This is a genomic window from uncultured Shewanella sp. (assembly GCF_947497935.1).
In the GTDB taxonomy this organism is placed as follows: domain Bacteria; phylum Pseudomonadota; class Gammaproteobacteria; order Enterobacterales; family Shewanellaceae; genus Shewanella.
Window position 1 is genome coordinate 105070 of record NZ_CANMIO010000006.1, and the last position, 23691, is coordinate 128760.

General features: G+C 47.0%; 18 protein-coding genes. 11 read left to right on the forward strand and 7 right to left on the reverse strand.

Annotated features, from left to right (window positions below; translation table 11 throughout):
- Nucleotides 1-241 precede the first annotated feature (241 nt).
- From Q1A86_RS08930 to Q1A86_RS08950, 5 genes are all read left to right on the forward strand, one after another.
- Nucleotides 242-1636, forward strand: a complete 1395-nt coding sequence (locus Q1A86_RS08930; RefSeq protein ID WP_299805577.1) for a PhoH family protein — start codon at nucleotides 242-244, stop codon at nucleotides 1634-1636.
- A 203-nt stretch (nucleotides 1637-1839) separates the two neighbouring features.
- A complete protein-coding gene (locus Q1A86_RS08935; RefSeq protein WP_299805579.1) occupies nucleotides 1840-5544 on the forward strand; it encodes a response regulator in 3705 nt (1234 codons plus the stop codon).
- Nucleotides 5545-5734: 190 nt separating this feature from the next.
- Nucleotides 5735-8140 (forward strand): zinc-dependent metalloprotease, encoded by a 2406-nt coding sequence (locus Q1A86_RS08940; protein ID WP_299805581.1) that lies wholly within the window; start codon nucleotides 5735-5737, stop codon nucleotides 8138-8140.
- A gap of 144 nt (nucleotides 8141-8284) precedes the next feature.
- Complete coding sequence (locus Q1A86_RS08945; protein ID WP_299805582.1) at nucleotides 8285-8722, forward strand: hypothetical protein; 438 nt, start codon at nucleotides 8285-8287, stop codon at nucleotides 8720-8722.
- Between the two features lie 137 nt (nucleotides 8723-8859).
- Entirely contained in the window at nucleotides 8860-9177 is a 318-nt protein-coding gene (locus Q1A86_RS08950) for a hypothetical protein (RefSeq protein ID WP_299805584.1), read from the forward strand.
- Between the two features lie 91 nt (nucleotides 9178-9268).
- Here Q1A86_RS08950 and Q1A86_RS08955 read toward each other — a convergent pair whose 3' ends face one another.
- From Q1A86_RS08955 to Q1A86_RS08970, 4 genes are all read right to left on the reverse strand, one after another.
- Nucleotides 9269-9628, reverse strand: a complete 360-nt coding sequence (locus Q1A86_RS08955) for a DUF6677 family protein (protein ID WP_299805585.1) — start codon at nucleotides 9626-9628, stop codon at nucleotides 9269-9271.
- Between the two features lie 42 nt (nucleotides 9629-9670).
- Nucleotides 9671-10042 (reverse strand): hypothetical protein, encoded by a 372-nt coding sequence (locus Q1A86_RS08960; RefSeq protein ID WP_299805590.1) that lies wholly within the window; start codon nucleotides 10040-10042, stop codon nucleotides 9671-9673.
- Between the two features lie 195 nt (nucleotides 10043-10237).
- Nucleotides 10238-13315 (reverse strand): efflux RND transporter permease subunit, encoded by a 3078-nt coding sequence (locus tag Q1A86_RS08965; protein WP_299805592.1) that lies wholly within the window; start codon nucleotides 13313-13315, stop codon nucleotides 10238-10240.
- A 153-nt stretch (nucleotides 13316-13468) separates the two neighbouring features.
- Nucleotides 13469-14551: an efflux RND transporter periplasmic adaptor subunit gene (locus Q1A86_RS08970; RefSeq protein ID WP_299805594.1), complete on the reverse strand. Its 1083-nt coding sequence runs from the start codon at nucleotides 14549-14551 to the stop codon at nucleotides 13469-13471.
- A 196-nt stretch (nucleotides 14552-14747) separates the two neighbouring features.
- Here Q1A86_RS08970 and Q1A86_RS08975 point away from each other — a divergent pair, with 196 nt between their 5' ends.
- Nucleotides 14748-15698, forward strand: coding sequence for a LysR family transcriptional regulator (locus Q1A86_RS08975; protein WP_299805596.1), 951 nt, complete (start codon nucleotides 14748-14750; stop codon nucleotides 15696-15698).
- A gap of 68 nt (nucleotides 15699-15766) precedes the next feature.
- Here Q1A86_RS08975 and Q1A86_RS08980 read toward each other — a convergent pair whose 3' ends face one another.
- From Q1A86_RS08980 to Q1A86_RS08990, 3 genes are all read right to left on the reverse strand, one after another.
- Nucleotides 15767-16165 carry a c-type cytochrome domain-containing protein gene (locus Q1A86_RS08980; RefSeq protein WP_299805598.1) on the reverse strand — a complete coding sequence of 133 codons (399 nt, stop codon included), beginning with the start codon at nucleotides 16163-16165 and terminating at the stop codon, nucleotides 15767-15769.
- A 178-nt stretch (nucleotides 16166-16343) separates the two neighbouring features.
- Nucleotides 16344-17000 carry a Qnr family pentapeptide repeat protein gene (locus Q1A86_RS08985; RefSeq protein WP_299805600.1) on the reverse strand — a complete coding sequence of 219 codons (657 nt, stop codon included), beginning with the start codon at nucleotides 16998-17000 and terminating at the stop codon, nucleotides 16344-16346.
- Nucleotides 17001-17090: 90 nt separating this feature from the next.
- On the reverse strand, nucleotides 17091-18452 hold the full coding sequence (locus tag Q1A86_RS08990; RefSeq protein ID WP_299805603.1) for an MATE family efflux transporter: 1362 nt from the start codon (nucleotides 18450-18452) through the stop codon (nucleotides 17091-17093).
- A gap of 251 nt (nucleotides 18453-18703) precedes the next feature.
- On the opposite strand from Q1A86_RS08990, the gene Q1A86_RS08995 reads away from it, so the two are divergent.
- The 5 genes from Q1A86_RS08995 (at nucleotide 18704) to Q1A86_RS09015 (ending at nucleotide 23479) form a co-directional block, all read left to right on the forward strand.
- Entirely contained in the window at nucleotides 18704-18994 is a 291-nt protein-coding gene (locus Q1A86_RS08995; protein ID WP_012156885.1) for a co-chaperone GroES, read from the forward strand.
- A gap of 89 nt (nucleotides 18995-19083) precedes the next feature.
- The gene (gene groL / locus Q1A86_RS09000) at nucleotides 19084-20727 is read left to right on the forward strand and encodes a chaperonin GroEL (RefSeq protein WP_299805605.1); all 1644 of its coding nucleotides are present in this window, start codon (nucleotides 19084-19086) and stop codon (nucleotides 20725-20727) included.
- Between the two features lie 601 nt (nucleotides 20728-21328).
- Nucleotides 21329-21544: a hypothetical protein gene (locus Q1A86_RS09005; RefSeq protein WP_299805608.1), complete on the forward strand. Its 216-nt coding sequence runs from the start codon at nucleotides 21329-21331 to the stop codon at nucleotides 21542-21544.
- Nucleotides 21532-22344, forward strand: coding sequence for a hypothetical protein (locus Q1A86_RS09010; protein WP_299805613.1), 813 nt, complete (start codon nucleotides 21532-21534; stop codon nucleotides 22342-22344). The genes Q1A86_RS09005 and Q1A86_RS09010 overlap by 13 nt, the downstream gene beginning before the upstream one ends.
- Before the next feature lie 163 nt (nucleotides 22345-22507).
- Nucleotides 22508-23479, forward strand: a complete 972-nt coding sequence (locus tag Q1A86_RS09015) for a transposase (RefSeq protein WP_299805615.1) — start codon at nucleotides 22508-22510, stop codon at nucleotides 23477-23479.
- The last annotated feature ends 212 nt before the right edge of the window (nucleotides 23480-23691 follow it).

Below are 23691 nucleotides of genomic sequence, written 5' to 3' on the forward strand. Positions count from 1 at the left end.
CCCAATCTGAGATAATAGTGTACAAAATAATCAGTTGCACGGGAGGTTTTTTTTGTTTCACAGGACTGTCACATTCCCTCGATATTAATGAATCAAGCTTTGTTGGTCAAAAAGAAGTCGGCAGCATTGAAGCCGAGCAACATTGGTGGCAATATGAGATTAGGGTTAACAATTTTTTTACAATAAAAAGGGAGCTAAACCGATCTCGTAATCAAAAAATGAATGCACAATTGGAGGCGCCATGGAACAAGACGACAGAAAGTTGTTTGTACTGGATACCAACGTATTACTGCATGAACCTTTAGCTATATACTCGTTTAAGGAACATGATGTAGTCGTGCCGATGACAGTTCTGGAAGAACTGGACTTGATTAAGGATAGAAAACGAGACGTTAGTCGCGACGCGAGAGTTGCGATTAGAGCATTAGAAGATATTTTGGGAGGACAGACGACACCTGAGCAGATAGTGCAGGGCGTTCCGCTACCAAGAAGAGAAGACCACGGTGACGTTTCCGGCACCCTCTCCATTTTCCCTGACCATCAGATAGAGTTCACCATAGGCAGTATGCCTGGTGATAATAACGATAACCGCATCATCAATACTGCGCTGCATCTACAAGAGTTGCATCAACCCCGTAAAGTGGTTCTGGTCACCAAAGACATCAATATGCGTCTTAAGGCCAAAGGCGCGGGTATTCAACAGGTAGAAGATTATCGTACCGACCAGCTGATCGATGATATTCGCTTCCTGACTAAAGGTTTCCACCGTTTCGATGGTAACTTCTGGGAGCGTACCGATGATGTCACCACCGAGAGTGATGGTCGCCATACGGTGCATAGCGTGCCGCTCAATAAGCTCGGCGACGAACTGTTCTACACCAATCAGTACCTACTTGACGACAGCGGTGAGTTTTGTGGTCGCATCGTCGAGAAAACGGCTACCGAGCTTAAGTTTTTAGATCTCGGTCAGGAAAGGCTGCTTAACCTAGAAGCGTGGGGAATAAGGCCTAAGAACGTCTATCAGGGCATGGCGATGCAAGCCCTGATGGATCCCAATATCGACTTAGTGATCTTAACTGGTCCCGCAGGTTGTGGTAAAACCTTGCTGGCCTTGGCCGCCGCATTGGAGTTGGTGGTTGAGCGTGGTCAGTATGAAAAGGTGATTGTGACCCGTAATACGCCAGAGATTGCCGAGTCCATCGGTTTCCTACCCGGCACCGAGGAAGAGAAAATGGCACCTTGGCTGGCGGCAATTACCGATACTCTTGAGGTATTGCACAAGCACGATGTGAATCCCAGTGGCAGCATGAATTACATTATGGATAAGGCCAATATCCAGTTTAAATCGATTAACTTTATGCGAGGACGTTCTATTCAAAACTCTGTGGTGATCCTCGATGAGTGCCAAAACTTAACCGCGTCACAAATTAAAACCATGATCACCCGAATGGGCGAGGGAACCAAGCTTATCTGTAGTGGTAACCTGGCGCAGATCGACTCAAATTATTTAACCGCGGTCACTTCGGGACTCACTTATATCGTCGAGCGTTTTAAGGACTTCGATGGCAGCGCAAACATCTATCTAAATGGGGTGGTACGTTCACGTTTAGCCGAGTTTGCAGAAGAAAACCTCTAGCTTACTCTGTTCTGACAAGCTTCAACTTAGCTTAAGCTAACAGATGATTTAGGCCTCATTAATGATGAGGCCTTTTTATCACCTATTAGTTACATTTTTAAGCTATGATTGAAAGCTATCTTCCTGATATTATTGCTCCCTAAGCCCGTAGCGGCTTTTGCAAATATTTTGATTACTCACAAGAGTATTACCAAGGGTTGTAAATGAAACGGATTGAGCCGACTCTTCAGCTAAAGTCAACGATTCAAAAGAACTATAACAGAGCGGTTTTTTACACCTATATCGGCGTAATCATCATGGCTTTGGCGACGGCTTGGGTGTCATTCGACCGGCAAAAGGCTCAGCTGATCGAGCAGACAGAAGAGTTGGTTGAGCGTCATGTACTACAAGTAGACTTGCTGCTTGAGTCGAGTATGAAAGCCGTGACCAGTCTGCGTAACGTTGCCGTCGACCATTTACGTTTAGGCGAATTGGTGCGTAAAGACCGACTGCCGCAATATGAAAAGTTTAATGAAAGTGGCCAATTCTTTACCTTGGAGCCTGCCTACGCCAAGAGTGGTGAGCCGTTTACCAACATGGGCCGCATTACCGGTTCTGGCTCGCTAAATGGTCGTAGTGACAAGTTCTATCAAGAGCTTGAGATGCTGTTTGAGCTTTCTCTGTCGTTCCCAGTGGCTAACGAAGCCGCGCCAAAAGCCTCATCGATTTACTACATCTCTAAGCGCCGCATCATGTCTTATTTCCCGTGGCCGTCAGATGAACAGCGTTTTCGCGATGAGCTGCTTAATAAGAAGCAGTTTCAGCTAGTCACGCCATCTAACAACCCTCAGCGCAGCGTCGCCTGGAGCCCTGCTTACGTTGAAGCTACGGGCAAAGGACTACTGACCACACTCGGGATCCCCATCTATCTAGAAGATGAGTTCATCGGCTCGATCAACTTAGATATGACCCTGGCTTCATTGCGTAAGCAAATTCGCCTCTATTTTAAAATGCCCGGCACAGTGATCTTGCTGGATCAGAACAACAATATTCTGACCCATAGCGATATCGATACCTCAGATGTTAATCGCGTCTATCACATCAGTCAGAAGATCCCATCGGAATTACACTCGATTCCTGAGTCTGAGCTATTCGATGCCCACGAAGGCATCATTCGTAACGGTTATTATATTCACTCTGTGGCACTACATAACGCGCCGTGGCGTTTGCTCTATCTGCAAGATGTCGATGAGCTATTTAAAGACTCATGGGAAAAACTGGAGCTAACTTTCGTGCTGGTGGTGATGGCGCTGTCGGTGCTAGTGACCGTGGTTCACTGGCTGACTCGTCGCTCGTTCGTTAATCCTGCCTCCAGATTGTTGACCCATCTAGAGGAGTGCTCGGCCGAGCCCATTAAGCCGCCAGAAAAGATCACCGTAGGTTGGGCCCCCTGGTTCCAATTGGTGAGCCGGATTTTTGAAGAGAACAAACAGTACACTCGTCACCTTGCGGAGCAAAATAGGCGACTCGATAAGCTGGTGGCCCAGCGTACCGAAAGGCTAAAAGACACCACCGAGCGCCGTGAGCAGGAATATGCCTTGCTGCGATCCTTACTGGATTCGATCCCAGAAGCGATTGTCTTTAAAGATAAAGAGGGGCGCTACCTAGGCTGTAACAAGTCAGCTGAGCGCATGCTGGGCTTTAGCGAGAGTGAAATGATCGGCCAGCTCTCAGATGCCTTGACGGCCGATGAGCAGTCGGCTCGTATTCGCGCCGAAGATGAGCGCGTGCTGACCGAGAGAACGCCGCTTCGTTACCAAGAGAAGGTGGAGCTTGCAGGTAAGCCTGTACTGCTCGACACCTTGAAGATCCCATTCTATAACCGCCGTGGTGAGCTACTGGGTTTGATTGCAGTATGGCGCGATGTGACACGTGAATACGAGTCGGCAGAACAGCTACGTTTGTCGGAAGAGCGTTATCACCTTGCCATGGACGCGGTAGAAGACGGTCTGTGGGACTGGTATTTAGACTCAGAGCAGATCATTTGTAACCCGGCTTACTATTCGATGCTGGGCTATAAGGTTAATGAGTTCCCAGCCTTAGTGTCGACTATCGATGAGCTTATTCACCCGGACGATCGCATAAGAGTAGAAGAATATCGCGAGCAGTACCTTGCTAACCCAGTAGGTGCCTACGATATCGAATTTAGAATGCTAGGCAAGAGCGGTGAGTATCACTGGTTACTTTCTCGTGGTCGTGTAGTGGAGTATACCCCTAACAACCAGCCTAAACGTATGTTGGGTACTCACAAGGATATTACTCGCCATAAACGCAACGAAGTGGCGATGCTCGAGGCTAAGCAGGACGCTGAGATGGCGAATCTATATAAGAGCGAATTTTTGGCCAACATGAGTCATGAAATTCGTACGCCGATGAACGCTATTATCGGTATGTTACAGCTAGCGCAGCGTACCTCGCTCACGGCGCAGCAGAAAGATTACCTAGAGAAGGCGGGCTTCTCGGCGCACTCACTACTGCGGATCATCAACGACATCTTGGATTTCTCTAAGATCGAAGCGGGTAAGTTAGAGCTTGAGCGTGTGGCATTTCCGCTGGATAAGGTGCTGGATCATGCGCTGGATCTTAACGCGCTGAAGGCGCAAGAGAAGGGCGTCGAGTTACTACTTTATGCACCTGTTACCGCTGGCTTGATCTTAGAGGGCGATCCGCTGCGTCTCGGCCAAGTACTGATTAACTTATTGTCGAATGCGGTGAAGTTTACTCAGTCCGGTGAGATTGAGCTTGGCTGTGAAGATGTGGGTGAGCGCGATCATCGTATTACGCTTAAATTCTGGATCCGCGACACCGGGATCGGGATCAGTAAAGAGCAGCAAGCAACCTTGTTTGATGCCTTTGCTCAGGCCGATGGTTCTACCACGCGTAAATATGGTGGTACCGGACTTGGCTTATCTATCAGTAAGCACTTAGTGTCGCTGATGGGCGGTCAGATGCAGGTCGAGAGTGAAATGGGGGTGGGCAGTACCTTTAGCTTCACCATTAGCTTCGAGATTGCCGAAGAGGGTGAGGTGTTACCGCTAGTAGTGCCTGAGACTTTAGGCAACTTAAAGACCTTAGTTATCGACGATAACCCGACGGCGCTGCAGATCTATTCGAGTGTGATGCGAGACTTCCACTTTAATGTCGATACCGCGGCCAGTGGACCAGAAGGCTTATATAAACTGAGTAAGAGCCCTGTGGATCTGCTATTGCTCGACTGGATGATGCCAGAGATGGACGGTATCGAGGTGATCAAAGAGATCGATGAAATGGTGGCTGATGGCCGATTAGAAAGGCGGCCAATCATTATCATGATGACGGCTTACACCGCAGAGCCGATGCAAAAAGATGTAGAGGCGGCTAACGTTTTCGCCCTATTGCAGAAACCGTTTAAGGCCTCATCGCTATTCGATGAGATTATCTCGGCATTCGCCGATGAGCCGAGTTTAAATCCGCTACCAGAGGCTAATGAAGAGGAAGCCGACCAAGACGCAGGCTATGTGCTGTTGGTGGAAGATAACTTTATTAACCAGCAGGTGGCGACCGAGCTGCTTAAGAGTGCGGGTTACACGGTCGACGTTGCCGAAAACGGTCAAATTGCCCTGGATATGCTCGATAAGGCCAAGTATGACGCTGTGTTGATGGATATTCAGATGCCGGTGATGGATGGTCTTACCGCGACCAAGGAGCTGAGAAAGCGTTACTCTGTCGATGAACTGCCAGTAATAGCAATGACGGCTCACGCCATGTCTGGTGACAGAGAGAAGAGCTTGGCAGCCGGAATGAACGCCCATATTACCAAACCCATTGTGCTTACCGAGTTGTTTGATACCCTGAGCCACTGGATCGGTGAGTGTGGCAGGAAATCTTAAATCGGAGCACTTAGCAGCGGCTTGAGCCAAACCTAAGTGATACTTGCTCAAATTGACCAAGATAGGCTTGCTAAAGTGCAAGCCTATTTATTAAGCTAAACACCAAATCACTTTCAAGCTACTCATTAATAATAAAGGCTATTGTAAGTAAGCGAATACGATAGCGACCAACAAAGATCAAGGAGATCGAATGAGACCTTATAAGCTCGCGCTGGCAATCGCACTCGCCGTTGTGCCTATGACCAGTGCTGTGGCTGCCACCACAAATACAGCAACACTCATTAAACAAAGTCAGGCAGCGACAGGTTTCATCAATCTGTTTTATGACAAAGCCTCGGGAGAACTTTACCTCGAAGCCAATAAGCTAGATCAACCTTTCCTAATGCTAACCAGCTTGCCTCATGGTGTCGGCTCTAATGATATCGGGCTAGACCGAGGTCAGTTAGGCCGCACTCGCATGGTGCAGTTTGAGCGTCATGGTCCCTACCTGATTCTAAAGCAGCTTAATACTTACTACCGCGCCGATACCGATAATACCGCCGAGCAGCGAGCGGTAAAAGAAGCCTTTGCCGAGTCGGTTTTATGGCGTGGCAAGCTGATTACCGGTAAGCGTAATCTGGTGGCGATTAATGATCTGGTGGTTAAGGATCTGCACGGTATTAGCGATGTTTTAGAGCAAACTAAGCAGGGCAGCTATCAGTTAGATCAATCTAAGTCGCTGATCTTGCCTGAAGGGGTGAAATCCTTCGAGCGCAATAGCGACATCGATGTGCTGCTAACCTTCGATGGTGCCAAAGCGGGTGAGTATGTTGCTCAGGTAACCCCTGATGCGAAACATCTCTCTGTGCGTCTGCGTTACTCATTTATTGCACTGCCAGAAGAGGGCTATCAAGCTCGCGCTTATCATCCTCTAAGCGGTTACTTGTCGGATGAATACCTCGATTACGCCACCCGTGTCGATGAAGACATTCGTCAGCGCTTTTTACTGCGTCACCGACTCGAGAAGCTGACTCCAGGCTCGGCGCCAAGCCAAGTGGTTAAACCTATTACCTATTACCTCGACCCTGGCGTTCCAGAGCCAATTAGAACCGCGCTGTTAGAAGGGGCAAGCTGGTGGGAAGATGCTTTCACCCATGCCGGTTTTATTAACGGATTTAAAGTCGAGCTATTGCCAGAAGATGCCGATCCACAGGATGTACGCTACAACATGATCCAGTGGGTGCACCGTGCGACTCGAGGTTGGTCTTACGGCTCTGCAGTAACAGATCCACGCACAGGTGAAATTATTAAGGGGCATGTCACTCTTGGCAGCCAACGCGTGCGTCAAGATCATCTGATCGCCCGTGGCCTCACCGCAGGTTGGGAGGATAGAGTCGCAGCCGATGATGCCTCCATGGATCTCGCGCTGGCGCGTATTCGTCAGTTATCAGCCCATGAGGTGGGACACACTTTAGGACTGGATCATAACTTCTCGTCATCGAGTAATAGCAACGCCTCGGTAATGGATTATCCACATCCTATGGTGACTATCAATGGCGATGAAATTGATATCAGTAAGCCTTATGATGAAGGCATTGGCGCTTGGGATAAATACACCGTAGCCTACGGTTATGGCGAATACGGCACTGTTGAAGAAGAAGCGCAAGGGCTTGCTAATCTCAGAGACGATGTGGCTAAGCAAGGGCTCAGATATATCGGCGAGGCAGATTCGCGCTCGGCTGGGGCGAGTAATGCCTATGCCAGCCTTTGGGATAACGGCAGCGATCCCGTGGCCGAACTGGTTAGACTCGGCGAAGTTCGCGCTAAGGCGATTGCAGATTTCTCTGCCGATGCACTACTAGCAGAGCAGCCACAAGGTGAGCTACAAGATGTGTTTGTGCCTATCTACTTGCTGACGCGCTTTCAAATTGCTGCGGCGGCCAAGATGATTGGTGGCACCACCTATGACTATGGTGATGGAGTCGACAGCAAAACTTGGCACTATGTTGCCCCAGCGATTCAGTTGCAGGCACTTGAGGCCTTATTAGCGACCCTATCGCCAGATGAACTTGCCGTGGACGAGAAACTCGAGCAAGTGTTAGTGCCTAAGGCGGGTAACTATTATAAAACTCGCGAGAGCTTTGACTCTGGCCTAGGTGTGATAACCGATCCCTTAGGCATGGCGGAAGTGTTGAGCCGGTTAACCCTGTCGCAGATCTATGCTCCGGAGCGAATTAACCGCGTCAATCAGGCCTATTTAAGTGATAAGGAGCAGCTATCTGTTTCTAAGCTGACCGATAAGGTGCTCGCGAGTACTGTGTTTAGCGACATCCCTACCGGACCTGAGCTCGGTGTGTGGATGCGAGTCAATACCGTGACCATAGATAGCTTATTAGCGGCTTTGCATAATCCTAAGACAAGACCTGAAGTGAAGGCACAATTAGCCGAGCGCTTAGCGTATACGGTAAAGCAGCTAAAGCGTAAGGTTAAGCGAGTGAGTGCCTATGAAGCCGCGCACTATTCATGGTTACAGCAAGGCATTGAAAAGGGGCTTAAGGATGCTAAGTACAAGCTGATTACTAAGCCGTTGGCACTGCCGCCGGGCTCGCCGATTTAAGCTAATTGCTAATTTAAATGGATAAGTTTAAAGGCGCGATTTATCGCGCCTTTTTGCACTAAAAATTCAATAACTTGCTCTGTTAGTGGAACTATCTTCCTACCCCTAGGTCTACTGGATAGATTTCATTTTACTTCTTCATTAATGGCCAGACATTTAACTCATTGGGTATTACTCTTCTCCTTGCTGGGACAGTTTCTTCTGACCCCAGCAATGGCGTTGCCCGATCAGTTACATCAGCTTGAAGATCACCTGCCACAATCCATTGTTCTGTCCGATATTGAGGCAAACTTTGTTAAGAACGAGCTTGCGCAAAATGATGTGAGTGCCACCAATAAGGCCTCGAGCCTATTTAGCTTAATTGCAGAAATTGGCGACCAAGTTAACAACTCGATTTGTGAAGCAAGTTGCCAGATGTTGGCTTCGGGCCACTGTATGAATCACAGTACTTGCGCTCCAGGCTTGGGTTCAATGTGTGTTTTGTCGCTAAAACAGAACATTAGCCGAGGTGGAGTCGACGGGCCAAGCTGGTCGGTTAAAACCGTTAAACTTCACATTGTTACGCCCCCTCCAATTGCATAAAGAGTCATTTTAAACCGATATTTTCAGGTTCAAATTGTATCAAAATGCAAAATTTGTGTCTTTTTTATTCTCTAAAACAAATAGATCATGTAGGCTGTTTGTTAAGTGAATGTAGGCAAATAAGATTGGAGTTGTATATGAAGAAGTTAACCAGCGTAGCCTTAACACTAGCGATTGGCTGTATCTCTACCTCAGCAATGGCAGAACGACCAGACTTTTCGAAGACATCAGCTGCACGTGCTGATTATGATTTTTCTAAAAATGTATCCGCAGCATCCCTGCAGTATAACAAAGTTGAACGCACCTCAACTCGACACGATTTTTCAAAGACGTTAGCCGCAACTAGTGGTTATAGCTTTGCTAAGAATCCACATGTTGAGCCAGTGAAACACGCACATCCCTCTAGCCAGCACGATTTCTCTAAAACAGAAGCACTGCTCGATGCAAGTATGTAACGGTTAGATGTGAGTGAAGAGGGCTACTGACGAGTAGCCCTTTTTTATGGCTGTAATTTAATGGCTGTAATTTAATGCCTGTAATTTAATGCTAGTGGTGGCTAACCTCTGCATCATCTAGTTTTTTACCTAGCCGATAAGCGTCAATGACGCCAATCCCCCAAGCCAGAATAAAGCCGATGGTGGCAATATTGATCTGCAGCGCCTCGCTACCCACTGGTGCCTGAGTCACAGCGCTATAGATAGCATCGAGTTGCAGCGGGATCTCTCCATTGAGTATCTGCTGCGAGATCTGCTGTGCGCGCTCATAAGCATGCCACAGCAGAAAAGACAGAGCGGCAAGGGTACTCACTAATAAGATGTTACCCATGGCGCGTTTTTTTAGATAAAAATGGCCACTGCCGGGGCAGACAAAGGCTGATAGCAGTGCTGCTTTTACAGAAGTTTTCATGGTGTCTTTATCGGTACCTTGATGAATAAGCTAATAGAAAGATCATTCGAGATCGATACGGCGGATCGCGAGTTTAAGAAAGTCGACTTTCTGCAGCAGCTTAGCTTTTTGCTCAGCTTGGATCTTATCTAGATTATCTGAGCGATAGGCGCCTAGCTGACTCTCTGCCCCCTGCAGTTCCTGCACTAACCAGCCGCGGATCATTACATAATATCGGCTGTCTGTACCGTACTCGCTAATTGTGGCCAAGGATGCATTAGATGGGTGCTTAATTGCATTATCGAGGGATTTTACCATCACGCCGATGCGGTATTCATCGGATGGTGTCGGCTCTGTGGCCATGGCTGGCAGAGTGAGTACCGAGCTTAATAGGATAAGGCTAGAAGCTATATTATTACGATAAGAGAAGAGCATCTATCTACCTTGTATGGCAAGTTATGGATTAACAGTAACAGCCACGTAGTAGAAATACTCATAAATTTTTGTTTAATCGCTTTGGTTAGAGAAGAAAGAGAAAAACCCTGACTAAGTGATAGCTCACTTAATCAGGGGCGCCGGGAAGCAATTTGGGGTTGATGTTACTTTTTACTTAAGTGTCGACCTCCTTATTCAGACCTGCTTACCTGGATAAGGAATTCTGAAGGCTAAGGTGTAGGTCACCGGCAAAACGATTAATGTGAGTACAGAGGCAAAGCCAAGGCCGAAGATGATGGTGATCGCCATGGAGCCGAAGAAGGCATCAGACAAGAGTGGTAGCATACCGAGCATAGTCGTAATGGCTGCCATCAAAACAGGCCTCACACGACTCACTGCAGAGTCGACAACCGCTTGGTAAGCCTCTTTGCCCTGAGCAAGTTCTAGATTGATCTGATCCACTAATACTATGCCGTTCTTGATGATCATGCCGGTTAAGCTAAGTAAGCCTAACAGCGCCATAAAGCTAAAGGGCGCATCGAACAGCAATAGACCAGAGACCACACCGATAAGCGACAGCGGTACGGTAAACCAGATCACTAGCGGCTGCCTGACCGAGTTAAACAGCAACACAGTGATAAGGAACATGGCCAAATAACCTAGCGGGATCGAGCTAAATACCGACTCCTGCGCCTCCATTGAGGTTTCATATTCACCGCCCCATTCAAGCTCGTAACCCGCAGGAAGTGGGATTGCCTCGATATCGGCTTTGATCTTTCTAAATACCGAGTCCGCGGTTTCATCAGTGCCGTTAACCGGATCGGCAAGCACTGAGATCACTCGCTTGCGATCTCGGCGCATGATCAAGGGATCTTCCCACTCGGTGGCAAAGTCTGATACTAGCTGTGTTACTGGTACAAAGGTATTGTTCTCGCTGCTCCACACCTGTAGCTTCCAGATGCTTTGAGCATCGAGTCGCTCTTCGGCTGGGGCACGGGCAATGATCGGCAGCAGATGGCTGTTTTCACGATAGGTGCCGATCTGCTGACCACTAAAATTGGTTAGCAGAGCGTTGTCGAGATCTTGCTTACTGATCCCGGTTTCTCGCGCTTGTGCCTGTGCCAGCTGCGGACGCACTAAGGTCACCTGATTACGCCAGTTGTGTCTCACTCCTACGGCTGTCGGCTCAGCTTTTAATATGGTTTCAGCCTGCGCTGCTAGCTGACGCAACACCCGTGGATCTTCACCAAAGAAGCGGGCCTCAATCTTAGCGGCAGGGCTGGGGCCATTTTCCATATACTTGAAGCGGTATTCCGCCTCGGGATATTTAAGACTCAGTTCGCGCTCAAGCACACGCATATATTTATTTAGCGTTTGCAGATCTGTCATCTCCAGCAAGATCTGGCCATAAGCCTTGTAGCCTTTTTCTGGCACATAAGACAGCACGAAGCGCTGAGCACCTTGGCCAATCACAGTGGTGAGGTTGACTAGGCCTGTGTCAGTGGTCTTTTTCTGCTCGAGTAGATCGGCCTCGATACGACTCAATAACCTCTCAGTTGCCTTGATATCTGAGCCTTCAGGCATCCATACATCGATAAAGAACATCGGTGTGTTCGATGCCGGGAAGAACACGTTCTTCACATGACCAAAACCGATAACCGAAACGACTAGTGCGGCGATAACTAAAGTTAAGGTTAGGCCTCTAAAGCGCATGGCGAAGTTTAAATTGTGACGATATAACTGAAATAGCCAGCCTTTGTAAGGATTGTCATTTTCTGCCTCCGCCTTAACGCCATCCTTAAACATCAAGTTGCAGAAGAAAGGCGTTAAGGTCATGGCAGTGATCCAGCTGATAAACAGCGAGATCAATAAGACTTGAAATAGGGATGCACAAAACTCGCCGGTGGCGTTATCCGACAGACCAATAGGCGCGAAGGCGATGATGGCAATAATGGTGGCACCAAGCAGTGGCCACTGGTTTTGCGCAATCACCTGCTTGGCAGTTTCTAAACGAGTTTGACCCCGCTTTATGCCGATCAGTATGCCCTCGGTCACCACGATAGCATTGTCGACCAACATACCTAGGGCGATGATCAGTGCCCCTAGAGAGATGATCTGCAGTTCGATATTGAGCACATTCATCATGATGAAGGTCCCCAAAATTGTTAATAGCAGCACTAGGCCCATCAATAGGCCAGAACGAACGCCCATAAAGATGAGTAATACGCCAATAACGATCGCAATCGACTCGGCCAGATTAACCAGAAAGCCATTGACCGTCTGGTCCACCATCTTGCTTTGATCGTAAACGGTATCCAGTGCCATACCGATAGGCAATTCGCCGTTAAGCTCACTCATGCGTTCATTGACTGCTTCGCCGACCTTAACCACGTTAACGCCGCTAGAGAAGGCGATGCCGATAGACAAGGCCTTATTACCACTGGCGTGATAGATGTTCGATGGGGTCTCTTCGGTGTCTTTGTAGATCTTAGCGATATCACCAAGATAGATAAGCTTAGCACTGCCTGGTGGGCTGATGATCAGACGCTCCATCTGGCGTACGTTATCAAACTCACCGGTTGGGTGAATACGGATGCGACTATCGCCCACCAACATGCTACCGGCATTTGAGACCACATTCTGGCTGTTGATAAGACCATAGATATAATTCTGATCTAAGCCAAGCGCATTCAGCTTTTGCTGGGAGATCTCGACCACTACCTGCTCATTGACTCTACCTGCTATGGTGACCTTCTTGATCCCATCGACCAGCACTAGCTCACGGCGTAATAAATCGGCGTAGTTTTGTAGCTCTCTATCGCTGTAGCCTTCGCCGCTGACGTTAAGCAAGATGCCGTAGACATCGCCAAAATCATCGATCACCGAAGGAGCGTGAACCCCTGGTGGCAGTTCAACGGCTTTGTCGTTGACCTTACGGCGTACCTCATCCCAGACTTGTGGCAGCTCGCTGGCATCAAAATTCTCTTTGATCTCAATTTCAATTTGCGACAGACCGGCGCTGTTGACCGAGGTGATGTGTTTAATGCCATCGAGTTGCTGCAAGGCATCTTCGAGGGGGAGAGTCACTTCCTCCTCCACCTGCTCTGGCGAGGCTCCGGGATAGGCAGTGACGACTAAGGCTTGTTTAATGGTAAATTCGGGGAACTCTAATTGGCCTAAGTTTAAGAACGAGATACTGCCACCAATTAGCAAGAGTAGGGCAAACATCCAGCTAATGACTTTGTGGGTTATGGAATATTCAGCAAAATTCATCGATTAAATCTCTTGTAAAGCATGGTCACAACATCTGAGTTTTGACCAATAAAAAGTGGCGACAACAGGGCACCTTAATGAAGTACTCTGATTGCGTGCTGGCATAGGCTAGCCTCAAGGCGTACTGCCATGGCGTTAGCGAATGGCTAGCGATTACACGCCTCGCTGCCAACGCAGGGGCTTTACTTCGAGACCTTCAGAAAGATATTGCACTCCGGCAACCACCACTTGGTCGCCAATTTTGATGCCATCGACAATCTCTACGCCGTCGGTTGTCACTTTGCCAAGCGTCACTACCTGTTGGTTAACTTTGCCAAGCTTGGCATCGAAAGCCCAAACTACGCTAAGGCCGTCTTCATCGCGTTTGCTGATGGCACTAGTTGGCAATACGGCAGTTAAGGTGCGTGATGTATTGTGGCTGATATCCATGGTGAGTTCGGCGCTCATACCGGGCAGTATTGTCATGTTACTTGGACGGGGCAGGGTAAATACCACTTCATAGCTCTGGGTTCCCGGCGTCACTTGAGTCGCGTGCTCTTTCAATAACGCGCCGTAACTGCTGCTGGGGTCGTTAGCGAATCGCACCACAGGCTGAGTGATGGCATTGGGGTTAAATTGAGTGACCTTGCTGGCGAGTGACTCAGGGACCTGGATCACTACATCGATATCACTGTCTTTTTGTAGCATCAGCACTGGCTGATTAGCTTGAACCATTTGGTAGTTATCAATCGAGATCTTAGCCACTGTGCCGTCGTAAGGGGCGGTTAACTCGGTATAGCTAAGCTGATCTTGGGCGCTGGCAAGGTTAGCTTTCGACGATTTTAACTGCGCCGAGGCTAAGTCATATTCGGACTGAGAGATAAGCTCACGGCGCAGCAGTTCCCCCTTACGCTTAAAATCAGCCTTAGCCAGTTCATGGTCGGCTTCACGGTTAAGTAGGGTATTTTGTGCGTCGCGTCTATCTAAGCGAGCTAATACAGCGCCTTTTTTAACATGCTGACCTTCGACAAGATTAAACTCGACCAAGTGTCCCGAGAGTCTAAAAGCGAGTTCAGCTTGTTTAGTGGCGGCCACCTTAGCAGGGAAAGTACGCAAGGTGCCTGCATTAACGTCTGTGACTTCTAGTAATTTAACCGGACGAATACTTGTCGGCGTAACCTCGGTAGATTCCGCGCTACAACCGCTAACGATTACCGTCAACAAGAGGAGTGAAACAGAAATCGTCAGCTTATTCATAGTGCAAATATCCATATAACGTGTGGCTAATATTTTGGGAAAGCAAAGATATCAGGCATTAGAGTTGAGTAAAATGGAATTATATGGAACCATGGGTTCCATATAATGAGACTATTAAAGCTTGCTTTAGACTAGTGAGTGTGAGCAAAGTGATAACCGCCCGTAGTCAGCGAGTTAAATGCTAGAGATGTATTAGATGAAAACCGAAGATATCACCCTGTTCCATCGAATTGTTGAAACCGGCAGTTTAGTGGAGGCCGCAGACATATTAAACCTGCCAAAATCGACCCTGAGTCGCCGCCTGCACGGACTAGAAGAAGAGCTTAACGTTAAGCTGTTTCATCGTCAGAGTCGGGCGATGACCTTAACCGCTTCGGGTAGTCATTTTTATGATAAAACTACAGTCATGTTAGCCACGCTAGAGCAGACTCTATCTGAGCTAAGTGGTGAAGAGTCAGAGGTGACGGGACACCTACGTATCTTAATTTTTCCGGTGCCAGAGCTTATCCATATCACCCATGCTATTTTCGAGTTTATGGATCTGCACCCTGAGTTAACGGTAGAGATTATCGTTAGTACAGAGCCGCAGGATATGATCCGCAATAACATCGACTTAGCCTTTATGCTCGAAGATGCCTTCAACGAGAATGAGATGGTCGCACGCCATATCATTAGCGAAACGGTGCACTTTTTTGCCAGCCCTGACTACCTAAGCAAAGCGGGTCGTCCCACGAGCCCAGAAGAGTTGCCGCAGCACAATTCCATTCTATTTCGTTACCCTAATGGTCGCATTTTTAATGAGGTGCCCTTCGGTAAAGATCGCACCCTGTCGGTAAAAGGTAACTTATGTGTCAATAGCCTTGCGACCTGCTTAGAGGCGACGCTGATGGGCCGAGGGATCTCTATGATGCCATTGCCATTCGCAAAAGAGCATATCGCGAGTGGAGAGTTAGAGATGCTGTTTGAAGATGTCGAACCCTACGAGGGCAAGTGTTTCTTAGTATACCCATCGAGGCGCTTTATCAGCTTAGCCAGCCAACGCTTTATCGACTATATGATGACGGCGATGGAGGCGTGCATGAGCAACGGCACTGGCCGCTGCGATAGGGAAGTGAAGATCCGCGGGGCGATCAAGTCGATGATTTGAGTCTTTACGTTAGTCTGTGCAATTAAAAGTAAGCCAATGCCACTTATCGGTGACATTGGCTTTTCTGTCTAATTGTCTTGAGCGCCTTCTTCGATCCACTCTTTAATCACTTTTATCTGCTCGCTAGTTAACGGCTTACTTGTGCCTTGGCTTAAATGATCATCATGATGAGGTGGCATCTGGATAGAGGAGTCTAGTTGATGGTCGATAGCCAGATACAGGGTGCTGGACGCGGGGCTACCGGCAACAATCACTGGGCCATTTTTAGTGCCTCGCATCACAGAAGCATAACTATCGAGCACCAAACCTGAGCGCTCAGAGCCTTCCCCCGTACCTGAGTGGCATTCGATGCAGGAAGCTTGAAATATAGGCTGCACTTGATGTTTAAAGCTGATGTTAGGCTTTAGGCCGAGGAAAAAAACCAAAAATATTATCGCGGTCAGCAAGATTATTTTGAGGGCGGTCATGGGGACCTCCTTTGGTACGGCATCGCGGTGGCGAGCTTAAGCTTATCGTTTTCTTAAGTATAGTCGCGCATGCTAATTACTGTGCTGGAGTCAGCGGTGTGGTTGGTTTCAGTGGGCGCAGATAAGCTAAAGTTTGATGTTGGACAATTTTTAAATGATAAATGCTTTCTCCAAGAGCCTAGTCCGGTGTCACAATAAGCCCTAGTGGCGCCAGCAGTTGCTCCTGCTGCCACTGGTTTATCATCACTCCATCGAGCTCCACCACGCGTGGATCTAGGCCATCGAGTTCAATTCGAGTCAGATTAGCGCCTGTTAATTCGAAGCTGCCCCACTGCTCAGGGGAGAACTCGCCACCACTCAAGTCGCTGCCTTTCATCGAAACGCCCGTTAAGTTGGCGCCGCGCCAGCGGTTATCGAATAGTTCGCACTCTTCTAATAACAGCTCGCTGAGATCGGCATAGGCCAAATTACAGTGAGTGATGTAAGCCGAGCAGAAATAGCTTTTAGCGGTAATATAGTTAGCAAAGCTGGCACGGCTAAAGTCGCTGCCTTGCAGGTTACATTCGCGCATTTCAAGGCCATAGCAGCGGGCACCTTTAAATAGTGCCATGCTCAAGTTGCAGTGCTTAAAGCTGGCGCTGGTTAAGGTGGTGTAGCTAAAGTCGCAGCCTTCATCTTCGCCGGGCGCGATAAATTTACACTGGATAAACTGAGCGTCGGTAAGATCGGCATGGTTAAAGCGGCAGTGGTAGAAGCTACAGCGCTCGAAGCGGGCATCTTGCAAATCTTGATCGCTAAAGTCTTCATCATTAAAGATTTGATCTATGGCTTGCATGGTGCTGCTCCTTAGCGTGGTGAATTAACTCTATAGTTCTAGCGTGATGCATTGAGTGTAATGAATGAGTTTTTTACTTGGCTTGAGTCATTAACTCTGGCTAACACGAATATCGGTCTTCTCAGGCTCAGAGATCCGTGTCGCCAATACATAACAGGCGATACCCATAATGGCGTTTGTGATAGGCAATGCCAACAGCAAACCTTTAACGCCACCTAAGTATGAACCTAAAGCTGCCAGCGGTAACATGATTAAGAACAGGCGACAGACGTTGAGGATCAGCGAGCTCATTGGCCTATGGTAAGCATTGAGCGAGGTCGCCACTAAAATCACAATGCCTAACGGGCCATAGGCCGCTGGCATCACTAAGATATAAAAGCTAAGCCACTCGACCACTTGTGGGTCGCTACTAAACAGCTGGGCTAGCGGTTGGGCTAAAAACAGCAGCGGCAGATAGATCAAGGTCTGGAATACCAGCACAAACTTAAGCGATAGCAAGAGGGCGTTGCGGGCGCGCAAGGTTTGCCCTGCACCGAGGTTTTGCGCAACAAACGGCACTAGGCTCGATGACAATGCCATCACCGCAATTAGCATCACAGATTCAAGCCGCGTTCCCGCGCCAAAAGCCGCTACCGCGCTATGATCGATACGCGCCAGCATAGCCATAATAATCGCATTCGCCAGTGGGTTTAATAAGTTCATCATCGCTGCGGGTTGAGCAATATGCGCCAGCTGCTTCCAGTTGCATTTCAGGCGTTTTAAATTAGGCTCAGCAAAATCCACAAGGTGACGCTTAAAGATCAGCAGATGGGTCGATAGCGACAGTGCCACCACCCAAGAGATCACCGTCGCAATGGCCGCGCCCTCGATCTCTAATCGAGGAAAAGGCCCGATACCGAAGATCAGCAGCGGATCGAGAATAAGATTAATCAAGGCGGCTAGCATCATGATCTTAGCCGGCGACTTAGTATCGCCAGTGGCGCGTAGACCTTGGTTACCCACCATCAAGAGCACCAACAATGGCGCCCCCAGATACCAGATAAACATATAGTCGTGAATAAGCGGTAGGCTAGAATCATTAGCCCCAAGCAGGCTAAAGAGCGGATCGATACACAGGCTGCCGAGCAGGGCGATAAAGGCAATTAACAGAAACGTCAGCATCAAGGCGTCATGCAAGAATATCTTGGCCTTATCTGCGTGGCCGCCACCAATTAAGCGACCTAGATTGGTCGACACCCCAGCGCCAATGCCAATGGCGATGCTGGAAATAATCAGAGTCACAGGGAAGGTAAAGCTAATAGCAGCGAGGGATTCGGTACCTAACTGGCTGATAAAAAAAGTGTCAACGAGGCTGAACCCGAGAATGGTTAGGATACCAATCAGGTTTGGAAGGCTCATATTTAGCAGTACACGACCAATTGGCTGAGTTAGCAGCCCGTGTCTGTCTCGCATAGGGAAGTCTTGCCTAGTCTTTGCTCGGAGGGCGAATTCTATCAGGAATGGTACGATTTTTATAAAACACAGTTAAAAAAAATGGATTTATTTTGTAAATGGGACTTGGAACCGAGGACATTCACCCCCATGTATCGAACATCAAGCGACAGTTTTGCTTTCACTAAAGTGAATTCAAGCAGAGTCGTTACTAACTTTACTCGCCTGACACACTGGATCAGGCAAACAAAAAATAATAGGAGCATCCATCGATGAACATTCGTCCATTACATGATCGTGTCATTGTTAAGCGTTCAGAAGTTGAATCAAAGTCAGCTGGTGGCATCGTACTAACAGGTAGTGCTGCTGAACAATCTAGCCGTGGTGAAGTTCTTGCTGTAGGCAATGGACGCATTCTTGAAAACGGTAACCTAATGCCTTTAGACGTTAAAGTTGGCGATATCGTTATCTTCAACGAAGGTTACGGCGTGAAGAAAGAGAAGATTGATGGTGAAGAAGTTCTGATCCTATCTGAATCAGATCTAATGGCTGTAGTGGGTTAATCCCATACTCTTGCAACATACAAATCATTAATGCCGTTGTTGGCGCAACTGTGTAACCACGGCTAAAAAGAATTGAAAGGATATTAAAGATGGCAGCTAAAGAAGTATTATTCGGTAATGACGCTCGCGTTAAAATGCTAGCAGGCGTAAACGTACTAGCTAACGCAGTTAAAGTAACCCTAGGCCCAAAAGGTCGTAACGTAGTACTAGACAAGAGCTTCGGTGCTCCGCTTATCACTAAAGATGGTGTGTCTGTAGCGAAAGAGATCGAACTAGAAGACAAGTTCGAAAACATGGGCGCACAAATGGTGAAAGAAGTTGCTTCTAAAGCCAACGATGCAGCCGGTGACGGTACCACTACTGCTACAGTACTTGCGCAGGCAATCGTAGCTGAAGGCCTAAAAGCCGTTGCAGCTGGCATGAACCCAATGGATCTTAAGCGCGGTATCGACAAAGCCGTTGTTGCTGCTGTTAGCGAACTTAAAAACCTTTCTCAAGAATGTGCTGACACTAAAGCTATCGCTCAGGTAGGTACAATCTCTGCTAACTCTGACGAGTCAATTGGTGAAATCATCGCAACTGCGATGGAGCGCGTGGGTAAAGAAGGCGTTATCACTGTTGAAGAAGGTCAAGCACTAGAGAACGAACTAGACGTAGTTGAAGGTATGCAGTTCGACCGCGGTTACCTATCTCCATACTTCATCAACAAGCCAGAAACAGGCAGCGTTGAGCTAGAAAGCCCATTCATCCTTCTAGTCGACAAGAAAGTATCTAACATCCGTGAATTGCTACCAATCCTTGAAGGTCTAGCTAAAACAGGTAAGCCACTGCTTATCGTTGCAGAAGACGTTGAAGGTGAAGCACTAGCAACACTAGTTGTGAACAACATGCGCGGTATCGTTAAAGTTGCTGCTGTTAAGGCGCCAGGCTTCGGTGATCGTCGTAAGGCAATGCTACAAGATATCGCTATCCTAACTGGCGGTACTGTTATTGCTGAAGAGATTGGTCTAGAGCTAGAAAAAGCGACTCTAGAAGATCTAGGTACTGCTAAGCGCGTTGTTATCACTAAAGATGACACGACTATCATCGACGGTACTGGTGAAGAAACTCAGATCAAAGCACGCGTTGCCCAGATCAAGATCCAAGCTGAAGAATCAACTTCAGACTACGACAAAGAGAAGCTTCAAGAGCGTATGGCTAAACTTGCAGGCGGCGTAGCCGTAATCAAGGTTGGCGCAGCGACTGAAATCGAAATGAAAGAGAAAAAACTACGCGTAGAAGACGCACTACACGCAACTCGCGCAGCAGTTGAAGAAGGTGTGGTTGCTGGTGGTGGTGTTGCACTAGTACGCGTAGCAAGCAAAATCGGCGAAGTTGAAGTTATCAACGAAGACCAAAAGCACGGTGTTGTAATTGCACTACGTGCAATGGAAGCGCCACTACGTCAAATCGCGACTAACGCGGGTGAAGAAGGTTCAGTTGTTGCTAACAACGTTAAGAACGGCACCGGTAACTACGGTTACAACGCGGGTAACGACACATACGGCGACATGCTAGAGATGGGTATCCTAGACCCAACTAAAGTTACTCGTAGCGCACTACAGTTCGCAGCATCAGTAGCAGGTCTAATGATCACTACAGAGTGTATGGTAGCTGAAGTTAAAGAAGATGCACCTGATATGGGTGGCATGGGCGGTATGGGTGGTATGGGCGGTATGGGCGGCATGATGTAATTTTTACTGGTCTAAATCGTTTATAGCGGCGTTACCTTGCCACTCGTTTATGAAAAACTAAACGTCATGGCAAGAAGCCTTGCTCTAGAACGATTTTTCCTGCGTTAGACGTAAAATGCTCAATCCCCATAGGCCTGAGTTCTTGGTTTAAAAGCTAAGAGCAAAACCTAAAAAGAAAACCCGAGACTGGCAACAGTGTCGGGTTTTTTAATGGGAAAAATTAGTCAAAATACGCTGCTGGTCTTAGCCTAAAAGCTTAAACCACTTCTCGTAGAAGAATAGAAAAAGCCCCGATACCTAACGGTATCGGGGCTTTTTGTTTTCTGGCGAGCAGTGTGGTTAGTAACACCATCATTTCGGTTACGGTTTAGCGGAGTCTAGATTAAGTTAACTCTGCCGACTTAATTTCCTAATGAGGAAAAAAGAAAAGGTTATGCAGTCCCCATTTGTGTTAAATTCATCTTGCCTAAATGAAGATGTTAATATAAAAAGCTGCATAAATTTATACCCTCCTCTTGATAAATTACACTATAGAGAGGTTTTTTTATAATCTATAACGGTGTATAACTAGATTAGTTGGGCTCTTTAAGAGGCAATTGTTATGGATAAGGATATTGTAAAAACCATGCAGATGAATCGTCGCGGTGAGTTCGAGCTGAATTTGAAAGATGAAAATACCCGCAAAGCAGTTATGGATGTTTTTAAGAAGTTTGAAGGTCTTGAGCTAAGTAAAAAGAATGCCCAGAAGACTAAAAAGCGTGAAGACTATACACAAGATCAAGTTCCTGTAGCTGTTGCAACGTTATGGGGGCAATAATCTTAGTTGTTTGTTTTCTTTCTGGCTATGTGTACATAAAAACCTCTAAACACCAGCAACATTTAACTTCAAGAGAAGATGGACATCGATATTACTTTAGATGTGGATATCGTGGCTTTCTATTTTGTTTATTTGCCGTTCTGACTGCTTTTATACTCGATTATTTCAATTTACCTAGTGCTTTTCTAAAGCATACCAATTGGACAACAATTGAGAGATTGATTGGACCTACATGGAAGCTTAAACCTGGAGAGTATCGGAATATTAAGTATTTCTTAATCTCTTTTTTGGCTGTTCCATATGCAGTGATATGGGCAAATATATGTAATTTATTCCGAAATGCAGAAAGATCTGATCAAATTGTCTTAGAGCGAATAGGTACTAGTTTAGAGAAGTATCTTTCCGAGTTAGGAAACTCTTATAAAACGGTACTTATAACGCTTAATAGCCGTAAGACATATGTCGGCATTGTTAAGAATACTGCATTAGAGGCTGGTGAAGTTCAATATATTAAGCTGTTACCAATTTTAAGTGGTTATAGAGATGAGAAAACACTTAACCCACAGTTTACAACAAACTATTTTGAACATTACTCAAATAATTTAAATGACCAAGGTGATCCAAATGATAATAACGGAGCCAAGCTAGAAGATTTCGTTGTTTTGCTTCCTGTCGCTGAAGTTAATCAAATTGGTCAATTTAATATTGATACTTATCGACAATTTATTGGTCAAGATCCTCTTAGCGAGGGGACTCAGCAGGTAATTGGTACAGGCTATAGCACAAGTATTAATGTTTAAAACTAGCCTTAACGTTATTAACTCAGAAGCCTCATTCTACCGCTTGTCTAACTCAGTGTAGATGCTAGAGCCAATCATAGACACCCATCCTTAATGGCATGTTTTGCAGCCTCTTACTAAGCTTTAACTGTTGATTTAGTTATTGCTGAAGTTGGAGGTTGCTATGCCCCGCGCAAGAAGTACGCTAATAAGCTTGGAAGATACGCTGTATTATCATTGCTGTAGTCGAGTAGTTCGACGTGCATTTTTATGCGGCGATGATAAATATACAGGTAAGAATTATGACCACCGTCGAGGTTGGGTTGAAGCGCAAATACTGAAATTAACAGAGGTGTTTGCGATAGATGTGGCTGCGTATGCAGTGATGAGCAATCATCTGCATGTGGTGCTTTATATCGACTTAGAAATGGTGAACCGCTGGTCAGATAGGGAAGTCGTTGAACAATGGCATAAATTGTTTAATGGTACTGATTTAACACAGAAGTTTGCTAAGGGGGATGTGGTAGAAGAGTACATGGTTGCTACACTCAAGCACCTCATAGCCACATACCGCTCACGCCTTAGTGATATCAGTTGGTTTATGCGTTGCCTCAACGAGCCCATCGCTAGGCAGGCTAACTATGAAGATAACTGCACAGGGCATTTCTGGGAGGGGCGCTTCAAAAGCCAAGCATTACTTGATGAAGCTGCAGTGTTAGCTTGTATGGCTTATGTTGAGCTCAATCCTATTCGTGCCAAGATTGCAAAGACCCCAGAAAAGTCTGATTTCACTAGCTTGCAACTTCGAGTTACCGCAGCCTTAAGGGGTAAACAACCTGCTAAGTTATTGCCGTTTATAGGTAATGAGACAAAGCTCCAATCAAAAGGCATTAATTTCTCGCTGAAAGACTACCTCACACTTGTCGACGAGACAGGGCGAATCATTCGTGATGATAAGCACGGTGCTATTTCCCAAAGTGCTGCAAGGATATTGGAAAGGCTTAATATTCCTAGTGAAAATTGGCTCAAGTTGGCTACAGATTTTGGCAAGTTGTTTCATGGTCCCGTTGGGTCATTGCAGGAGTTAACCTATTATTGTGAACACTTGGAGAAGCGTCGAAGGCACTTTGCTAACAGTTGTCAGTATCTTGGATAGATAACACGGTTAAAGCTCACCACCGAATATTACTCATAGCCTTATCGTCTATGTTGGCTTCTTTCGTCTAAATCCTATCATTTTCTGCTCAAATCATGGCTTTTAAAGCTTCTGCGCTATTCGTACTCTTTGGATATGAAAAAATTGAATGCTGATTACTCTTGCAAGCAGCACTTATTAAGAGAGGTTAATATGTTATTGATTAATAATGG